This window comes from Erwinia rhapontici (assembly GCF_012271765.1).
Taxonomy (GTDB): domain Bacteria; phylum Pseudomonadota; class Gammaproteobacteria; order Enterobacterales; family Enterobacteriaceae; genus Erwinia; species Erwinia rhapontici.
This window is the reverse complement of record NZ_VRKO01000002.1, coordinates 61082-78214: the sequence shown is the minus strand read 5'-3', so window position 1 is coordinate 78214 and position 17133 is coordinate 61082. Positions and strand designations below refer to the sequence as shown.

The 17133-nt window shown below is 53.4% G+C and carries 16 protein-coding genes and 1 pseudogene; 10 read left to right on the top strand and 7 right to left on the bottom strand.

Annotation, left to right across the window (positions count from 1 at the left end):
- The first annotated feature begins 165 nt into the window (after positions 1 to 165).
- The 7 genes from pstS (at position 166) to FVB43_RS00835 (ending at position 6858) form a co-directional block, all read left to right on the top strand.
- Positions 166 to 1206, top strand: coding sequence for a phosphate ABC transporter substrate-binding protein PstS (gene pstS / locus FVB43_RS00865; RefSeq protein ID WP_133844836.1), 1041 nt, complete (start codon positions 166 to 168; stop codon positions 1204 to 1206).
- 98 nt (positions 1207 to 1304) lie between these two features.
- The gene (gene pstC, locus FVB43_RS00860; protein ID WP_133844835.1) at positions 1305 to 2267 is read left to right on the top strand and encodes a phosphate ABC transporter permease PstC; all 963 of its coding nucleotides are present in this window, start codon (positions 1305 to 1307) and stop codon (positions 2265 to 2267) included.
- Positions 2264 to 3151 carry a phosphate ABC transporter permease PstA gene (gene pstA / locus FVB43_RS00855; protein ID WP_133844834.1) on the top strand — a complete coding sequence of 296 codons (888 nt, stop codon included), beginning with the start codon at positions 2264 to 2266 and terminating at the stop codon, positions 3149 to 3151. The genes pstC and pstA overlap by 4 nt, the downstream gene beginning before the upstream one ends.
- A gap of 43 nt (positions 3152 to 3194) precedes the next feature.
- Positions 3195 to 3965 (top strand): phosphate ABC transporter ATP-binding protein PstB, encoded by a 771-nt coding sequence (gene pstB, locus FVB43_RS00850; protein WP_133844833.1) that lies wholly within the window; start codon positions 3195 to 3197, stop codon positions 3963 to 3965.
- Between the two features lie 17 nt (positions 3966 to 3982).
- Entirely contained in the window at positions 3983 to 4720 is a 738-nt protein-coding gene (gene phoU / locus FVB43_RS00845; RefSeq protein WP_133844830.1) for a phosphate signaling complex protein PhoU, read from the top strand.
- Between the two features lie 125 nt (positions 4721 to 4845).
- Positions 4846 to 6084, top strand: a complete 1239-nt coding sequence (locus tag FVB43_RS00840) for an MFS transporter (RefSeq protein ID WP_133844828.1) — start codon at positions 4846 to 4848, stop codon at positions 6082 to 6084.
- Between the two features lie 462 nt (positions 6085 to 6546).
- Positions 6547 to 6858 carry a hypothetical protein gene (locus FVB43_RS00835; RefSeq protein ID WP_238337116.1) on the top strand — a complete coding sequence of 104 codons (312 nt, stop codon included), beginning with the start codon at positions 6547 to 6549 and terminating at the stop codon, positions 6856 to 6858.
- Between the two features lie 55 nt (positions 6859 to 6913).
- Here FVB43_RS00835 and yieH read toward each other — a convergent pair whose 3' ends face one another.
- Positions 6914 to 7576: a 6-phosphogluconate phosphatase gene (yieH, locus tag FVB43_RS00830; protein ID WP_133844826.1), complete on the bottom strand. Its 663-nt coding sequence runs from the start codon at positions 7574 to 7576 to the stop codon at positions 6914 to 6916.
- A 200-nt stretch (positions 7577 to 7776) separates the two neighbouring features.
- Here yieH and FVB43_RS00825 point away from each other — a divergent pair, with 200 nt between their 5' ends.
- Complete coding sequence (locus FVB43_RS00825; protein ID WP_133844824.1) at positions 7777 to 9090, top strand: NCS2 family permease; 1314 nt, start codon at positions 7777 to 7779, stop codon at positions 9088 to 9090.
- Between the two features lie 39 nt (positions 9091 to 9129).
- Here FVB43_RS00825 and FVB43_RS00820 read toward each other — a convergent pair whose 3' ends face one another.
- The 6 genes and pseudogenes from FVB43_RS00820 to rpmH form a co-directional block, all read right to left on the bottom strand.
- Positions 9130 to 9873, bottom strand: a complete 744-nt coding sequence (locus tag FVB43_RS00820) for a 4'-phosphopantetheinyl transferase family protein (protein ID WP_133844822.1) — start codon at positions 9871 to 9873, stop codon at positions 9130 to 9132.
- A 156-nt stretch (positions 9874 to 10029) separates the two neighbouring features.
- Complete coding sequence (mnmE, locus tag FVB43_RS00815) at positions 10030 to 11394, bottom strand: tRNA uridine-5-carboxymethylaminomethyl(34) synthesis GTPase MnmE (RefSeq protein WP_133844820.1); 1365 nt, start codon at positions 11392 to 11394, stop codon at positions 10030 to 10032.
- Positions 11395 to 11548: 154 nt separating this feature from the next.
- On the bottom strand, positions 11549 to 13195 hold the full coding sequence (yidC, locus tag FVB43_RS00810) for a membrane protein insertase YidC (protein ID WP_159338279.1): 1647 nt from the start codon (positions 13193 to 13195) through the stop codon (positions 11549 to 11551).
- Positions 13196 to 13197: 2 nt separating this feature from the next.
- Positions 13198 to 13456: pseudogene (gene yidD, locus FVB43_RS00805) on the bottom strand (membrane protein insertion efficiency factor YidD).
- Entirely contained in the window at positions 13420 to 13779 is a 360-nt protein-coding gene (gene rnpA / locus FVB43_RS00800; protein ID WP_062744083.1) for a ribonuclease P protein component, read from the bottom strand. Before rnpA ends, yidD begins: the two are co-directional and overlap by 37 nt.
- A gap of 17 nt (positions 13780 to 13796) precedes the next feature.
- A complete protein-coding gene (gene rpmH, locus FVB43_RS00795; protein ID WP_003023858.1) occupies positions 13797 to 13937 on the bottom strand; it encodes a 50S ribosomal protein L34 in 141 nt (46 codons plus the stop codon).
- A 630-nt stretch (positions 13938 to 14567) separates the two neighbouring features.
- Here rpmH and dnaA point away from each other — a divergent pair.
- Together dnaA and dnaN are read left to right on the top strand one after the other, a co-directional pair.
- Positions 14568 to 15959: a chromosomal replication initiator protein DnaA gene (gene dnaA, locus FVB43_RS00790; protein WP_133844812.1), complete on the top strand. Its 1392-nt coding sequence runs from the start codon at positions 14568 to 14570 to the stop codon at positions 15957 to 15959.
- Positions 15960 to 15961: 2 nt separating this feature from the next.
- Positions 15962 to 17062: a DNA polymerase III subunit beta gene (gene dnaN, locus FVB43_RS00785; protein ID WP_133844810.1), complete on the top strand. Its 1101-nt coding sequence runs from the start codon at positions 15962 to 15964 to the stop codon at positions 17060 to 17062.
- Positions 17063 to 17133 lie beyond the last annotated feature (71 nt).

Below are 17133 nucleotides of genomic sequence, written 5' to 3'. Positions count from 1 at the left end.
TCATACTTCAAGCTGCAGGCGCGTTGGCTACATTCGTTCGCCCGAATCACTTACAACAGTAAGCTCATCGGGACTCGCTCATTTGCCGCCTTCCTGCATCCCGAATTATTTTGGGTATAGACAAACACGGCAACTGGCCTGACTTTTTAATCCCGTGGAGGGAACATGACACTGATGCACAAAACCCTGGCTCAATTCGTCGCAGTAACCCTTTCTCTGAGCGCCGTTACCGCAATGGCCGCGACCAACCTGACCGGTGCTGGCGGGACATTCCCGGCACCTGTGTATAACAAGTGGGCAGCAGAGTACAATACCGCGACGGGCAGCCAGGTTAACTATCAGGGTATCGGTTCATCCGGCGGCGTTAAGCAGATTATCGCTAAAACCGTAGACTTCGGTGCATCAGATGCGCCGATGAAAGACGAAGATTTAGAAAAAAATGGCCTGTTCCAGTTTCCGACAGTTATTGGCGGGGTGGTACTGGCGGTTAATATTCCTGGTATCAAATCTGGACAGCTGACGCTGGATGGCAAAACCGTGGGTGATATCTACCTCGGTACCATCAAAAAGTGGAACGACCCGGCCATCACCAAGCTGAACCCGGGCGTGAAACTGCCTGATTCCAACATCAACGTGGTACGCCGCGCTGACGGTTCGGGTACCTCATTCGTGTTCACCAGTTACCTGTCTAAAGTGAACAGCGACTGGAGCAGCAAAGTCGGTAAAGGCAGCACCGTTAACTGGCCAACCGGTTTGGGCGGCAAGGGTAACGACGGCGTGGCTGCATTCGTACAGCGTCTGCCAGGGTCTATCGGCTACGTTGAGTACGCCTACGCGAAACAGAACAGCCTGGCTTACACCAAGCTGGTGGATGCGGATGGCAAAGCCATTGAACCGGGTGAGAAAAGCTTTAGCGATGCCGCGAAAGGCGCAGACTGGTCCAAATCTTTTGCTCAGGATCTGACCTTCCAGAAAGGCGACAACGCGTGGCCAATCACCTCTACCACCTTTATCCTGGTGCACAAAGAGCAGGCTAATGCTGAGAAAGGCGCCGCCGTACTGAAGTTCTTCGACTGGGCTTATAAAAACGGCAGCAAAACCACGGCTGGCCTGGACTACGCATCACTGCCAGATTCTGTGATTGAGCAGATTCGTAGCGCCTGGAAAACCAACGTGAAAGACAGCTCCGGCAAAGCACTGTACTAAGCGATTGCAGTAAGCACCACGATGCGTGGTGCTTATGCCCCCATGGGCCAGGCTTGCCTGGCCCGATACGTATCAGCAGTATCAGACTCGAGAATTCTATGGCTGCAACCAAGCCGGCATTCAAGGCTCCCGGAAAACAGGGTGACATCATCTTCAGCGCGCTGGTTAAACTGGCTGCGTTGATTGTGCTGTTGCTGCTCGGTGGCATTATCGTTTCCCTGATTATCTCTTCATGGCCGAGTATCCAGAAGTTTGGTTTCTCGTTCCTGTGGAATAAAGAGTGGGATGCGCCTAACGAACAGTTTGGTGCGCTGGTGCCGATTTACGGTACCGTCGTCACCTCCATTATTGCCCTGCTTATCGCTGTCCCGGTAAGTTTCGGCATTGCCTTGTTCCTGACCGAACTGGCCCCTAACTGGCTGCGTCGCCCGCTGGGCGTGGCGATTGAACTGCTGGCGGCTATCCCCAGCATTGTGTATGGCATGTGGGGGCTGTTTATTTTCGCGCCACTGTTTGCCACCTATTTCCAGCAGCCCGTCGGGGACGTACTGGCTAACGTACCGATTGTAGGATCCCTGTTCTCCGGCCCGGCATTTGGTATCGGGATTTTAGCCGCCGGAATTATCCTGGCGATTATGATTATCCCTTATATCGCTTCCGTCATGCGCGACGTGTTCGAGCAGACGCCAGTGATGATGAAAGAGTCCGCGTACGGCATTGGCTGTACCACCTGGGAAGTGATGTGGCGTGTTGTGTTGCCCTTCACCAAAAACGGGGTGATTGGTGGGGTGATGCTGGGCCTGGGGCGCGCACTGGGTGAAACCATGGCGGTGACCTTCATTATCGGTAACACCTACCAACTCGACAGTGCTTCACTGTTTATGCCGGGTAACAGCATCACCTCCGCGCTGGCGAACGAATTTGCTGAAGCGGAATCGGGCGTGCATACCGCCGCGCTGATGGAGCTGGGGCTGATCCTGTTTGTCATCACGTTTATCGTGCTGGCCTGTTCAAAACTGATGATCCTGCGTCTGGCAAAAAGTGAAGGAGCGCGCTCATGACCACGATGGAATTGCAGGCGCGTGACGAACTGCTCGCTTCACGCCGTAAGATGCAGGCGTGGCGCCGGATGAAAAACCGTATTGCCCTCGCCCTGTCGTTGCTGACGATGGCATTCGGTCTGTTCTGGCTGGTGTGGATCCTGTTTTCTACCGTGACTCGCGGTATCGACGGCATGACGCTGTCGCTGTTTACTGAGAATACGCCCCCGCCGAATACGGCGGGAGGAGGCCTGGCAAATGCCCTGGCAGGCAGCGGTCTGTTGATCTTCTGGTCAACCGCTGTGGGGACGCCGCTGGGGATTATGGCGGGGATCTATCTGGCTGAGTATGGCCGTAAGTCCTGGCTGGCCGAAGTGATTCGCTTTATTAACGACATTCTGCTTTCGGCGCCGTCGATTGTGGTCGGTCTGTTTGTGTACACCATCGTGGTGGCGCAGATGCAACACTTCTCCGGCTGGGCCGGGGTGGTGGCGCTGGCACTGTTGCAAATCCCGATCGTGATCCGCACCACCGAAAACATGCTGAGACTGGTACCGGACAGCCTGCGAGAAGCGGCGTATGCGCTGGGGACGCCAAAATGGAAGATGATTTCGGCGATTACCTTGAAAGCCTCCGTTTCCGGCATTCTGACAGGGGTTCTGCTGGCGATTGCCCGCATTGCCGGGGAAACCGCACCCCTGCTGTTTACCTCGCTGTCGAACCAGTTCTGGAGCACCGATATGATGCAGCCACTGGCGAACCTGCCGGTGACCATCTTTAAGTTCGCGATGAGTCCGTTTGCCGAATGGCAGAGTCTGGCCTGGGCGGGCGTGCTGATTATTACGCTGTGTGTACTGTTACTGAACATCCTGGCACGCGTGATCTTCGCCAAGAGCAAACATTAATTGAGCAGCGCGGCGTTAGCGGCGCGGACTAAGTGAGATAAAAATGGTTGATACGACTTCCGCTAAGATGATTCAGGTTCGTGATTTGAACTTCTATTACGGAAAATTCCATGCGCTGAAAAACATCAATCTGGATATTGCTAAAAACCAGGTGACGGCGTTTATCGGCCCATCCGGCTGCGGTAAATCCACGCTGCTGCGTACGTTTAACAAGATGTTTTCGCTCTATCCTGAGCAGCGTGCTGAAGGTGAAATCCTTCTGGATGGCGAAAACATCCTGACCGCCAGCCAGGATATCGCCCTGCTGCGTGCCCGTGTTGGCATGGTATTCCAGAAGCCTACACCGTTCCCGATGTCGATTTATGACAACATCGCTTTCGGTGTGCGTCTGTTTGAAAAGCTGTCACGTGCCGATATGGACGAACGCGTTCAGTGGGCATTGACGAAAGCGGCGCTGTGGACCGAAACCAAAGACAAGCTGCATCAGAGCGGTTACAGTCTTTCCGGCGGTCAGCAGCAGCGTCTGTGCATCGCGCGTGGTATTGCGATTCGCCCGGAAGTGTTACTGCTGGATGAACCTTGCTCGGCCCTGGACCCGATCTCAACCGGGCGCATCGAAGAGCTGATTACGGAACTGAAGCAGGATTACACCGTGGTGATCGTCACCCACAATATGCAGCAGGCAGCACGCTGCTCCGACCACACGGCATTTATGTACCTGGGCGAACTGATCGAGTTCAGTGATACCGATACACTGTTCACCAAGCCGCATCAGAAGCAAACTGAAGATTACATCACCGGCCGCTACGGTTGATTTGACTGGAGAATACAATGGATAGCTTAAATCTGAACAAACATATCTCCGGCCAGTTCAACGCCGAGCTGGAGCATATCCGCACCCAGGTGATGACCATGGGTGGCATGGTCGAGCAGCAGTTGACCGATGCCATCACGGCGATGCACAACCAGGATGGTGAGCTGGCGAACAAGGTGATTGAAGGTGACCACAAGGTCAATATGATGGAGGTGGAGATTGATGAAGCCTGCGTACGCATCATCGCCAAACGTCAACCTACTGCCAGCGACCTGCGTCTGGTAATGGCGATCATCAAAACCATCTCTGAGCTGGAACGTATTGGTGATGTTGCCGAGAAGATCTGCCGTACCGCGCTGGAAAAATTCACCCAGCAGCACCAGCCGCTGCTGGTGAGCCTGGAGTCACTGGGCCATCACACCATTCAGATGCTGCATGACGTACTGGATGCTTTTGCGCGGATGGATCTTACTGCCGCCATTGAAATCTATCGTGAAGACAAGAAGGTTGACCAGGAGTATGAGGGCATCGTGCGCCAGCTGATGACCTATATGATGGAAGATCCGCGCACTATCCCGAGTGTGCTGACGGCCTTGTTCTGCGCGCGTGCCATCGAGCGCATCGGTGACCGCTGCCAGAACATTTGTGAAATTATCTTCTACTTCGTGAAAGGTCAGGATTTCCGTCACGTGGGCGGTGACCAGTTGGATAAACTGCTGACCGGCGATGACACCGGTAGCAATAACCCGTCGTAATCTCTGCTCAGGCGTGCCAACCCCCCGGCATGCCTGACTTCCTTCCCCATCACTTTTTCGTCTGGATACCTTCGTCGCTCATACTTATACTTGCGGCAAATTTCCAATGAAAAGGCCAGAAAATCATGTCAATTTCCCCCCCGGACAAGCGTAGCGTCACGCCGGGCAAAGCGATGGTCGCTGCTGTCAGCGGTTACGCAATGGACGGCTTTGATCTGCTGATCCTCGGTTTTATGTTACCTGCTATCAGTCTGTCGCTGGCATTATCCCCCTCGCAGGCTGGTTCACTGGTCACCTGGACACTGATTGGTGCCGTGCTGGGAGGCATTGTTTTCGGCCATATCAGCGATCGTCTCGGGCGTATTCGTGTACTGACCTTTACCATCCTGATGTTTTCAGTCTTTACCGGGCTGTGCGCAGTGGCGCAGGGATATTGGGATTTACTGGCGTATCGCACCCTTGCGGGTATGGGCCTGGGCGGTGAGTTCGGTATTGGTATGGCGTTGATCGCCGAAGCCTGGCCTGCCAACAAGCGTAACCGTGCTTCAGCGTGGGTGGGCATGGGGTGGCAACTCGGCGTACTGCTGGCGGCATTTATCACGCCGTTGCTGCTGAATGTGATCGGCTGGCGCGGCATGTTCCTCGTTGGCCTGCTGCCCGCCCTGGCCTCGTTTGCCATTCGTCGTGGCATGGGGGAGCCGGAAGCGTTCACCCAGCATGTGGATGTGAATCAGGGGTTGTCGTTCACGGCGCGCATTAAGCTGTTGTTCGTGGATGCGGCTACCACCAAAGCCAGCATCGGCATCTTTATCCTCTGTTCTGTACAGAACTTTGGTTATTACGGTCTGATGATCTGGATGCCGAGTTATCTCTCATCTAACTTTGGTTTTTCGCTGACGAAATCCGGGTTGTGGACGGCGGTCACGGTCGTCGGGATGACCTTCGGTATCTGGTTATTTGGTCTGCTGGCCGATCGCTTCTCCCGCTGGAAAATTTTCCTGCTGTATCAGTTTGGCGCAGTGGTGATGGTGGTGGTTTACGCTCAGTTGCGCGATCCGACGACCATGCTGTTTACCGGGGCACTGATGGGGATGTTTGTGAATGGCATGATTGGCGGTTACGGCGCGCTGATTTCTGACACTTATCCGGTGAAAGTACGTGCCACGGCGCAGAATGTCTTGTTTAACCTGGGGCGTGGTGTGGGTGGATTTGGTCCGCTGGTGATTGGGCTGCTGGTCAGCCAGTGGTCATTTACTGCTGCTATCACCATGCTGGCACTGATCTATCTGCTGGATATTGTCGCCACGTTATTCCTGCTGCCGAAAAAGCAGGGTAACGATGATGCACTGGGCGCGATTGGCTAACTGAGCGGCATCCTGCGCTGGTCCCTTCAGCGCAGGATAATATGAACCTGATTTCTCCCCCCGTTTTCTTCTATTCTTCCTTTTCTCTTTATTATTTTTATAGAAATTTTCTTAAAGTGCTTATTTATTTAAATTTACACTTTAATAGGTGTGTGAATATATCGGCTTGGTAACCTGTTTGGCATATAGTGGTATTATTTTTCTTTGTGATTTTATATTGTTTACAGCGCTTAAGAAAAACGATAGCCTCGAAATTAGTCAATGGTTTTTGTTTTTTTTCTCAGTGTTGAGGCGATATATCCCTTCTTTATTTTCCATTTCGATTTTGATGTGTTCCGCGCTGAAAATATCAACTGGTCACTTAGGGGGAACGGTGCTGGCAGCGATAATAACAATGTAGGTACACGATCCCTCCTCACCGTGAGTATAATTAATATAGCGAAAAGGAGTAATGTATAGCGGGTGATTAACGCTATCATTAATATATTAGATATGAGAAGAAATAAAACAGCCGTTCAGCTAAAGAAACAAGAGGCATTCCGTGCGCTGGCTTTAATCTGCCAGGAACTCGCCTCCAGCCCCAAAGAGGGTACGCATTTATCCGATCCCACGCTATGGCCTAAAACCAGAGAGTTAGCGGATAATTGCGGTGAGAGTATCTATATGATGCGAAATATTCTTTTACAGCTGGTCGATGAAGGCAAAGTTATTAAACATGCTTCACTGCTGTCAAATTCATTACGCTGGTATATCAATGAGGGGGACGGTATTTGATTTTTTCTATACCGCTTGCTGGCAACAGGCCGGGTTGTTTCCGGCCTGCCCCCATTTAGCGCGTTAACTGCCAGCCACGCGCCTGCCATAAATCTGGCAGCTGTGCCATATCATCAAACACCGTCACCAGTGGATGGTTGATTACCGGATTATGCGCATCGACGCAGTAATAGAATACCGGGATCCCGGCGGCGATGCCCGCTTTTGCCCCCGCCTCAGAATCATCGATCAGAATGCAGCGCTCAATCGCAACGCCCATCTGTTTGGCAGCGTAGTACATCAATTCCGGGTCGGGTTTCCAGTGCTCAATGTCATAGCCGCTGTATAAGTGGTCCCCAAAGAAGGAGAGCATGCCGGTCAGGCCGAGCGAATGCTGCATTTTGGGGACTGTCCCGTTAGAGACGACACAGGCCGGAACACTCACTTTTTCCAGCAACGCCTTTGCACCGTGAATCGGTTTAAGCTCCAGGTCAAACAGGCGAGCCACTTCCTGACGATAAGCCGGTTCCAGGACTTCAACCGGGGTCGTCAGCGGGTGCTGCTGGCAGACATCCGCGATGATGTCGTACAGTTTCACTCCTTTGTACTTTTCGAACATCTCCTGCAGCGACAGCGTGACACCAAACTGCGCGAAAGTGTTGACGTACGCCTGAGTACAGAGCATTTCGCTGTCGACCAGCGTTCCATCACAATCGAAAAAAATGCATTCCACGGTCATCCTGATTCCTTCTGTCCAGTGGGTGGATACCCGATAGTAGCGCGAAGCGGGGTGAATTATGTCAATTACTGTTAACGGTTGTGATAAGACGGGTAAAACTGCGCAATCGGTTGCGAAAAAACCGGGTGATCGGCATCCCAAAATCAGAATTTTGGGGTAGGATAACGGCCGACAACTTTTCTCCGTTCTGGAAACACATAATGACGAATCCCGGTCTGTTACAACGGATTTTTAAATTGCAGGAGCATGGCACCACCGTTCGTACCGAGGTGATTGCTGGTTTCACCACCTTTTTGACGATGGTGTATATCGTTTTTGTTAACCCTCAGATCCTCGGCGTGGCCGGCATGGACACGCAGGCGGTCTTCGTTACCACCTGTCTGATAGCTGCCGGAGGCAGTATTCTGATGGGGCTGGTCGCGAACCTGCCTGTGGCACTGGCCCCCGCGATGGGGCTGAACGCCTTCTTCGCCTTCGTGGTCGTGGGTGCGATGGGGATATCCTGGCAGATCGGAATGGGCGCTATTTTCTGGGGGGCTGTTGGCCTGCTGTTGCTGACGATCTTCCGTGTGCGTTACTGGATGATTGCCAATATTCCACTGAGTCTGCGCGTCGGGATCACTGCCGGTATTGGTCTGTTTATTGCGATGATGGGGCTGAAAAATGCCGGTATTATCGTGGCCAACGAAGCAACACTGGTAACAGTCGGTAACCTGACCTCGCACAGCGTACTGCTGGGTGCGTTGGGCTTCTTTATTATCGCCATCCTTGCATCGCGCAATATCCATGCGGCGGTGCTGGTGTCGATCGTGGTGACCACGCTGATTGGTCTGGCGATTGGTGATGTGAAATATACCGGTATCTTCTCAGCGCCTCCTGCGGTGACCTCCGTTCTGGGGCAGGTTAACCTGAAAGATTCACTGAACGTTGGCATGGCCGGGATCATCTTCTCCTTTATGCTGGTCAACCTGTTTGACTCTTCCGGGACATTGATTGGTGTTACGGATAAAGCCGGTCTGACTGATGAGACGGGTAAGTTCCCGCGTATGAAGCAGGCGCTGTATGTGGACAGCATCAGTTCCGTTGCCGGCTCATTTATCGGTACCTCTTCGGTGACTGCGTATATCGAAAGCTCATCCGGCGTGTCCGTGGGCGGTCGCACCGGCCTGATGGCCGTTGTGACGGGCGTGCTGTTCCTGCTGGTGATGTTCCTGTCACCGCTGGCGGGTATGGTCCCCGCTTATGCCGCAGCCGGTGCGCTGATCTACGTGGGCGTGCTGATGACCTCAAGCCTGGCGCGCGTGAAGTGGGATGACCTGACCGAAGCGGTTCCGGCGTTTGTGACAGCGGCGATGATGCCATTCAGTTTCTCGATCACTGAAGGTATCGCACTGGGCTTTATCTCTTACTGCGTGATGAAGCTGGGCACGGGGCGCTGGCGTGAAATCAGCCCGTGCGTCGTGGTCGTGGCGTTACTGTTCGTTCTGAAAATCGCGTTTATCGACGCGCATTAATCAGACTAACGGGTGGTGGTAACGCCACCCGTTTGACTCTCAGGAGTGGTAGAGCGGTTTTTCCGCCGGCAGACTGGTCAGACGCAGCGTGCGTGGCCCAAGATTGTGTGCATAAACGTTAAAATCCCGCAGTGATTCCCAGCCATCTTCCCCGTTATATTCCCACAAATGCAGTCGGTCAGTGCCTGGCGATAACGCACAGGACCACACCAGCAATGGCTCAACATCACACAGCGCCTGAATATCTGGCCAGGTGACGCAGCGCAGTCGTCCTGATGCCGGGTGCAAGCGTAGTGAATCACTTCCTTCATCCGCTTCGCCAGTGAGTTTTAGAATGCTTTGGCGTAGCGTCCACAGCTGCGTAGACGCCTCAATGGCATCATTCTGTGCATTGATCCACGCTTTCTCTCCCGACGACAGACATTCAAAATGGTGCTCCGTCGTCTGACGGCTATGTGCGCGGACAATTTCCATATCGAGTCCGGCGCGGCCCCGTTCCTCAGCTAACATCACACCGACCATGTTACCGGCGTAGGCCAGGCTAAAGTCAGGGAGATCCGGGTCTGCAAAGCAGGGGCGTCCACTGGTGGTGGTGATCAATTCGGGCAAAAGGGGGATGCCATACACGCGCAGCATCAGTTCAGCGAGCAGGCTTCGGGCGGCCAGATAACGGGCCCGGCGTTTCTCGGAAAATCTGCTGGCCTGCTCTACCATCTGCTGCGGGAGTCGGTGAACCTGGGGTCTGGTTTGGGCGAGTGCCCAACGTGCAAAATGACTTGCCATCTGTCGCTCCGTGAAAATGGTCGGGTAATCATCTCTGCCATTGTAAGAATTTTCTTATCAAATTTCACCTGGGATTCCATTCCCAGGGGTATTTTCGGACTATTGTCACTGTTTATAGCCAGATTGCTGGTGGAATAGAGCGATCACACCGGGTGTTTACTTCCCGATGCAAAAACTGGAGAAAATACGCCCCAGCAGATCATCCGAGCTAAATTCTCCGGTAATTTCACTCAGCGCTTGCTGGGCAAGGCGAAGCTCTTCTGCCAGTAATTCACCGGCCCAGGCACCCAGCAGTTGGTCTTTGCCCTGCTGTAAGTGAGTGGCTGCTAACTCGAGTGCGAGCAGGTGGCGTCGGCGAGCCAGGAAGCCACCTTCCATATTGCCAGAGAAACCCATGCTGTGCTTCAGGTGGTCGCGCAGGACATCAATGCCATCGCCAGTGCGTGCCGACAGACGAATAAGTGAGTGACCATTTACTTCTTCGATGCCCAGCACTTCACCTGTCATATCAGCTTTATTGCGCACCACGGTAATCGGTAACGTTTGTGGCAGCCGGGCGATAAAGTCCGGCCATATTTCGGCCGGGCCGGTCGCACCCGTTGTGGTGCCATCGACCATAAACAGCACACGATCGGCCTGTTCGATCTCATTCCATGCGCGTTCGATGCCAATGCGCTCAACTTCATCGCTGGCTTCGCGTAATCCTGCAGTATCAATGATATGCAGCGGCATGCCATCAATATGGATATGCTCGCGCAGCACATCGCGGGTGGTGCCCGCGATATCGGTCACAATCGCTGCTTCGCGTCCGGCCAGTGCATTCAGCAGGCTGGATTTACCGGCGTTTGGACGCCCGGCGATAACCACTTTCATCCCTTCACGCAGCAGGCTGCCCTGGCGTGCTTCGGCACGTACGTCGTCAAGGTCGGCAATCACCTGATGCAGCTGCGCTTCAATTTTACCGTCGGAGAGGAAGTCGATCTCCTCATCCGGGAAGTCGATGGCTGCTTCTACATAGATTCGCAGGTGAGTAAGTGCTTCCACAAGATGGTTTACACGGGCAGAAAATACGCCCTGTAATGAATTAACGGCGGAACGTGCTGCCTGCTCGGAGCTGGCATCAATCAGGTCGGCAATCGCTTCAGCCTGTGCCAGATCCAGTTTGTCATTGAGGAAGGCGCGTTCTGAGAACTCTCCCGGATTGGCAATTCGCAGCCCGGGCAGTGCCACAATACGCTTCAGCAACAGATCAAGGATCACCGGACCGCCGTGGCCCTGAAGTTCCAGTACATCTTCACCGGTAAATGAGTTCGGGCCGGGGAACCACAGCGCGATGCCCTGATCGAGAGTGCTACCGTCGGCGTCACGGAACGGCAGATAGTCGGCGTAACGCGGTTTAGGCAGTTTACCCAGCAGTAACTGCGCAACGTCTGCGGCCTTGCTGCCAGAAATACGCAGAATGCCGACGCCGCCGCGTCCTGGCGCGGTCGCCTGCGCGACGATAGTATCGCTATGGCTCATGTTGAATTCTCTTTTGGAAATAAAAAGGCGGTCATAATGACCGCCTTAGTGTAAGCATTGTGCGTGTTGTTCGCACGGGGCGACCGGAAAAAATGGTTGCCCCCTACGTGCAGGGACTGACCTTCTTTTTCGGTCAGCCCGCAGCATTAACAGATTACGCTTTTTTCTTGTCGCGGCTGTGCAGGCCACGTTTTTCCAGGCCGCGATAAATCAGCTGCTGCTGGAGAATGGTCACCAGGTTACTGACGATGTAATACAGCACCAGACCTGACGGGAACCACAAGAAGAACACGGTGAAGATCACGGGCATAAAGGTCATGATCTTCTGCTGCATCGGATCGGTCACGGTGGTTGGCGACATCTTCTGAATGAAGAACATCGTGATACCCATCAGGATCGGCAGAATGTAGTACGGGTCCTGTGCTGCCAGGTCATGGATCCACAGGGCGAACGGCGCATGACGCAGTTCTACCGAGCCCATCAGCATGTAGTAAAGGGCCAGGAAGATAGGCATCTGGATAACCAGAGGCAGACAGCCGCCCAGCGGGTTTACTTTCTCCGCTTTGTACAACGCCATCATTTCCTGGCTCATACGCTGCTTGTCATCACCTAAACGCTCACGCATCGCCTGAATCTTAGGCTGCAACATGCGCATTTTTGCCATCGAGGTGTACTGCGCTTTGGTCAGCGGGTACATGATGCCACGCACGATGAAGGTGATTACGATAATGGAGAAGCCCCAGTTACCGATAAAGGTGTGCAGGAATTTCAGCAGTTTGAACAGCGGCTGAGAGATAAACCACAACCAGCCGTAATCCACGGTCAGATCAAGGTGGGGAGCCACAGCTGCCATCTTGTCCTGAATTTCCGGGCCCACCCACAGGGTGGCTGCCAGCTGCTGCTGAGAACCTGGTGCGACGGTGACCGGTGCAGATTTGTAGCCAATCGCCGCGATTCCGTTACCCAGATTGCTGGTGTACAGCGTGTTGTTACCCGCCGTCTGTGGAACCCATGCGGTGGCGAAGTACTGCTGCATCATTGCCACCCAGCCATTGGTGGTCGTGGTGCTCAGGTTTTCGTTATCGCTGATTTTATCGAATTTGTACTTTTCGTAGTTTGTCTCACTGCTAGAGTAAGCCGCGCCACGGAAAGTGTGCAGAGCAAAGTTGCTGCTGCCGGTATCGCGATGCTTCGGCAGGTCAATAGACTGCTTCAGCTGACCGAACATTGACACTTCCAGCGGCTGCTGTGAGGCGTTGTTGATCTGATAATCGACATTAATCGCGTATTCACCACGTTTCAGAACGAAGGTCTTGGTGAAGGTTGCGCCGTTTTCCGCGGTAAAGGTCAACGGAATACGCAGCTCGCTCTGGCCATCAGCCAGCTCGAAGTGATCCTGGCCTGCGGTATACAGAGGACGTGCGCCATTGGCCGGATTATCCGGGCCGTTACGACCAGTCAGACCGCTCTGGGCCTGATACAGGAATCCAGGCGTGGTTTCCAACAGTTGGAAAGGCTTGTCTGAACCCAGTGAATCCGGGTAAGTCAGCAATAACGCCTGGTCAATATCGCCACCGCGAGTATTGATGTTTAAAGACAGGACATCAGTCTTAACGGTGATCGTTTTGCCCTGGCCACTGGCAGGTACGCCCTGATTGGCGGCATCACCGGCTGCACTGGTCGTGTTTTGCGTGGTCTGGGTCTGCAATGGCTGCGGAGCGTGGTCCGTCTGCCAGGCTTGCCAGATCATGAAGGACACGAACAGAAAAGCGATGAGGAAAAGATTGCGTTGCGAATCCATCGTTAATGTTCTCTGGGATCAATGGTTATGTGGCGGCACCGGATCGTCGCCACCCGGGTTCAAGGGGTGGCATTTTAATATGCGTTTCATCGTCAACCAACTCCCTTTTATCACCCCAAACCTGCGCAATGCCTCAATTCCGTATTGCGAACAGGTGGGATGGAAACGGCAGTGGGGTCCTAACAGCGGGCTGATAACGCGTTGATAGACGCGTATCAGCCCGATCAGGAGCCGCGAGCCAGGCGACAATGGCGACGCCATAGTTTCTCCAACGCTTCCGTCAGTGCCTTATTATCCAGATCGGCAACACCCTTTTTCGCTACGATGACAAAATCCATCGCCGGAAGCTCATGTTGACGCAGACGAAAGCTTTCGCGGGTCAATCGCTTGATCCGGTTACGCTCGTGAGCACGTTTAACATGTTTTTTGGCGACGGTAAGACCGATGCGGGGATGCCCCAGCGCGTTCAGGCGGCCGAGAATAGTAATTTGCGGCGTGCCAGCCCGTTGTGGCTGCTGGAAGACGAAAGTGAAATGAGTGGGAGTTAACAAACGTAACTCCCTGGGAAATGCGAGCTTAACCACTCAGCGGTTAGCTTTTATTACTTAGAAACGGTCAGACGAGAACGGCCTTTAGCACGACGACGTGCCAGAACCTGACGACCATTTTTATTTGCCATACGAGCACGGAAACCGTGTGAACGGTTACGCTTCAGTACGGACGGTTGAAAAGTGCGTTTCATGGCGATTTCTACCTAAACTTGAAAAATTTCACTTGGTGACGCGTTATCTGGCCCGAAAAAACGACCGACGCCTCAGTGTGTCTTTAATAAAGAGGCGGGATTGTAATAATTGTACAGTCCAGAGTCAATTTACTTCGCGTGAAAAGCGCATCCTGATTGCCCGTAGTGACCGCAAAAACAGCCAAAACGGCCATGGCGCACACGCCGGGGCAAGAATTATACGGCGTCCAGTAAAAAGCGCAAGGATCGCGCAGGATCTTCTGGCGATCCTGTTGCATGCTGTTTGCGGCAATAACGTGATGGCACCATTAAATTTCAATGAATGCAGACGATCCTGAATGTCTTTTGCTCAGGGTGGCGTAAACTTATCCCCGCTGTACATGCCTGTGGATAAATTGGATCAAAACTGTGTAGAAAGTGAAGATCTCTGCTGCGCTTTACGCTATGATCCGCCCTTCCGCTAACGATCCTTCGGGTCGATCCTACCCCTTAAGCATTAGATATGCCGGGGACGGGCGGAGTAACCGTGGATAGCGGTTCGCATGTGTTTCATCGGCATGCGTCAACAATGATGAAATTATCGCTTCAGCGCTTTTATTTCTTATCGAATTTTTTCGAGTGGAGTCCGCCGTGTCACTTACGCTTTGGCAACAGTGTCTTGCCCGCCTGCAGGATGAGCTACCTGCCACAGAATTCAGCATGTGGATACGCCCCTTGCAGGCCGAATTGAATGACAATACGCTGGCCTTGTATGCACCAAACCGTTTTGTACTCGATTGGGTTCGGGATAAATACCTGAATAATATCAATGCTCTGCTAAATGATTTTTGCGGGGCAAATGTGCCATTGCTGCGCTTTGAAGTGGGCAGTAAGCCCGTCGCGCAAACCATCAGCCAGCCGGTGATGGCCACGGCACATGCCAGTTCACCAGGCATCATCAGCCGCCCTGCACCGATGCGCCCCAGCTGGGACAATATGCCGGCACCGGCGGAGCTGTCTTACCGCTCAAATGTGAACACCAAGCACAACTTCGACAATTTCGTTGAGGGTAAATCAAACCAGCTGGCACGTGCGGCGGCACGTCAGGTGGCTGATAACCCGGGTGGCGCGTATAACCCGTTATTCCTTTATGGTGGTACCGGTCTCGGTAAGACGCACTTGTTGCATGCGGTCGGCAACGGGATCATGGCACGTAAGCCAAACGCGAAAGTGGTGTATATGCACTCGGAGCGTTTTGTGCAGGACATGGTCAAGGCGCTACAGAACAACGCCATCGAAGAATTTAAGCGTTACTATCGCTCAGTGGATGCGCTGCTGATCGATGACATTCAGTTTTTTGCCAATAAAGAGCGATCGCAGGAAGAGTTTTTCCACACCTTTAATGCCCTGCTGGAAGGTAATCAGCAGATCATTTTGACCTCGGATCGTTATCCGAAAGAGATCAATGGTGTGGAAGATCGACTCAAATCCCGCTTTGGCTGGGGCCTGACGGTGGCGATCGAGCCGCCTGAGTTGGAAACCCGCGTAGCGATCCTGATGAAGAAAGCGGATGAGAATGACATTCGCCTGCCGGGTGAAGTGGCGTTCTTTATTGCCAAGCGTCTGCGTTCTAATGTGCGTGAGCTTGAAGGTGCGTTAAACCGCGTGATCGCCAACGCCAACTTTACCGGTCGTGCCATCACGATCGATTTTGTGCGCGAAGCCTTACGTGACCTGCTTGCCTTGCAGGAGAAGCTGGTAACTATCGATAATATTCAGAAGACGGTTGCTGAGTATTATAAAATTAAAGTCGCCGATCTGCTGTCGAAGCGACGTTCCCGTTCGGTTGCACGCCCGCGCCAGATGGCGATGGCGATGGCCAAGGAACTGACCAACCACAGTCTGCCGGAAATCGGTGATGCTTTCGGGGGTCGTGACCACACCACAGTGCTACATGCCTGCCGTAAAATTGAGCAGCTGCGTGAAGAGAGTCATGACATTAAAGAAGATTTCTCAAATCTAATCAGAACATTATCTTCCTGACTATGAAATTTATTGTAGAACGTGAGCATTTACTCAAGCCATTACAGCAAGTTAGCAGCCCATTAGGCGGTCGTCCGACGCTGCCGATCCTTGGCAACCTGTTGTTGCAGGTTAATGAAGGCACGCTGTTGCTGACGGGCACCGATCTGGAAATGGAAATGGTGGCGCGCGTTGCGCTGACGCAGGACCATGAGCCTGGCGCCACGACGGTACCGGCACGCAAATTCTTTGATATCTGCCGGGGTTTGCCGGAAGGCGCTGAAATCACGGTGATTCTGGAAGGCGAAAGAATGCTGGTGCGCTCCGGCCGCAGCCGTTTCTCGCTGTCTACCCTGCCTGCCAGTGATTTCCCTAACCTGGATGACTGGCAGAGCGAGGTCGAATTCACACTGCCGCAGGCGACCCTTAAACGCCTGATTGAAGCCACGCAGTTCTCTATGGCCCATCAGGACGTGCGTTATTACCTGAACGGAATGCTGTTTGAGACAGAAGGTGAAGAGCTGCGTACTGTGGCCACCGATGGTCACCGCCTGGCGGTCTGTTCAATGCCGGTGGGCCAGCAGCTCCCCAGCCATTCGGTGATCGTGCCGCGTAAAGGGGTTATTGAGCTGGTGCGTCTGCTGGATGGCGGCGATACCCTTTTACAGGTACAGATTGGCAGCAACAATATCCGTGCACATGTGGGTGATTTTATTTTCACCTCGAAGCTGGTCGATGGCCGCTTCCCGGATTATCGCCGCGTGTTGCCGAAGAACCCGGACAAAACCCTCGATGCAGGCTGTGATCTGCTGAAGCAGGCGTTTTCCCGTGCAGCGATCCTCTCTAATGAGAAATTCCGCGGTGTTCGCCTCTATATCAGCGAAAATCAGCTAAAAATTACGGCAAATAACCCGGAGCAGGAAGAAGCGGAAGAGATGCTGGATGTGACCTACGGTGGCACCGATCTCGAAATCGGCTTTAACGTCAGCTATGTGCTGGATGTCCTGAACGCGCTGAAGTGCGAGAACGTGCGTCTGCTGCTGACCGATTCCGTTTCCAGCGTCCAGATTGAAGATGCAGCCAGTCAGTCAGCGGCCTATGTTGTGATGCCAATGCGCTTGTAATTGCTGAGTTCATCTTCATCTCCGTAGGGGTCAGGTACGCCTGACCCAGACATTCCGCTGCTCTGGATCCT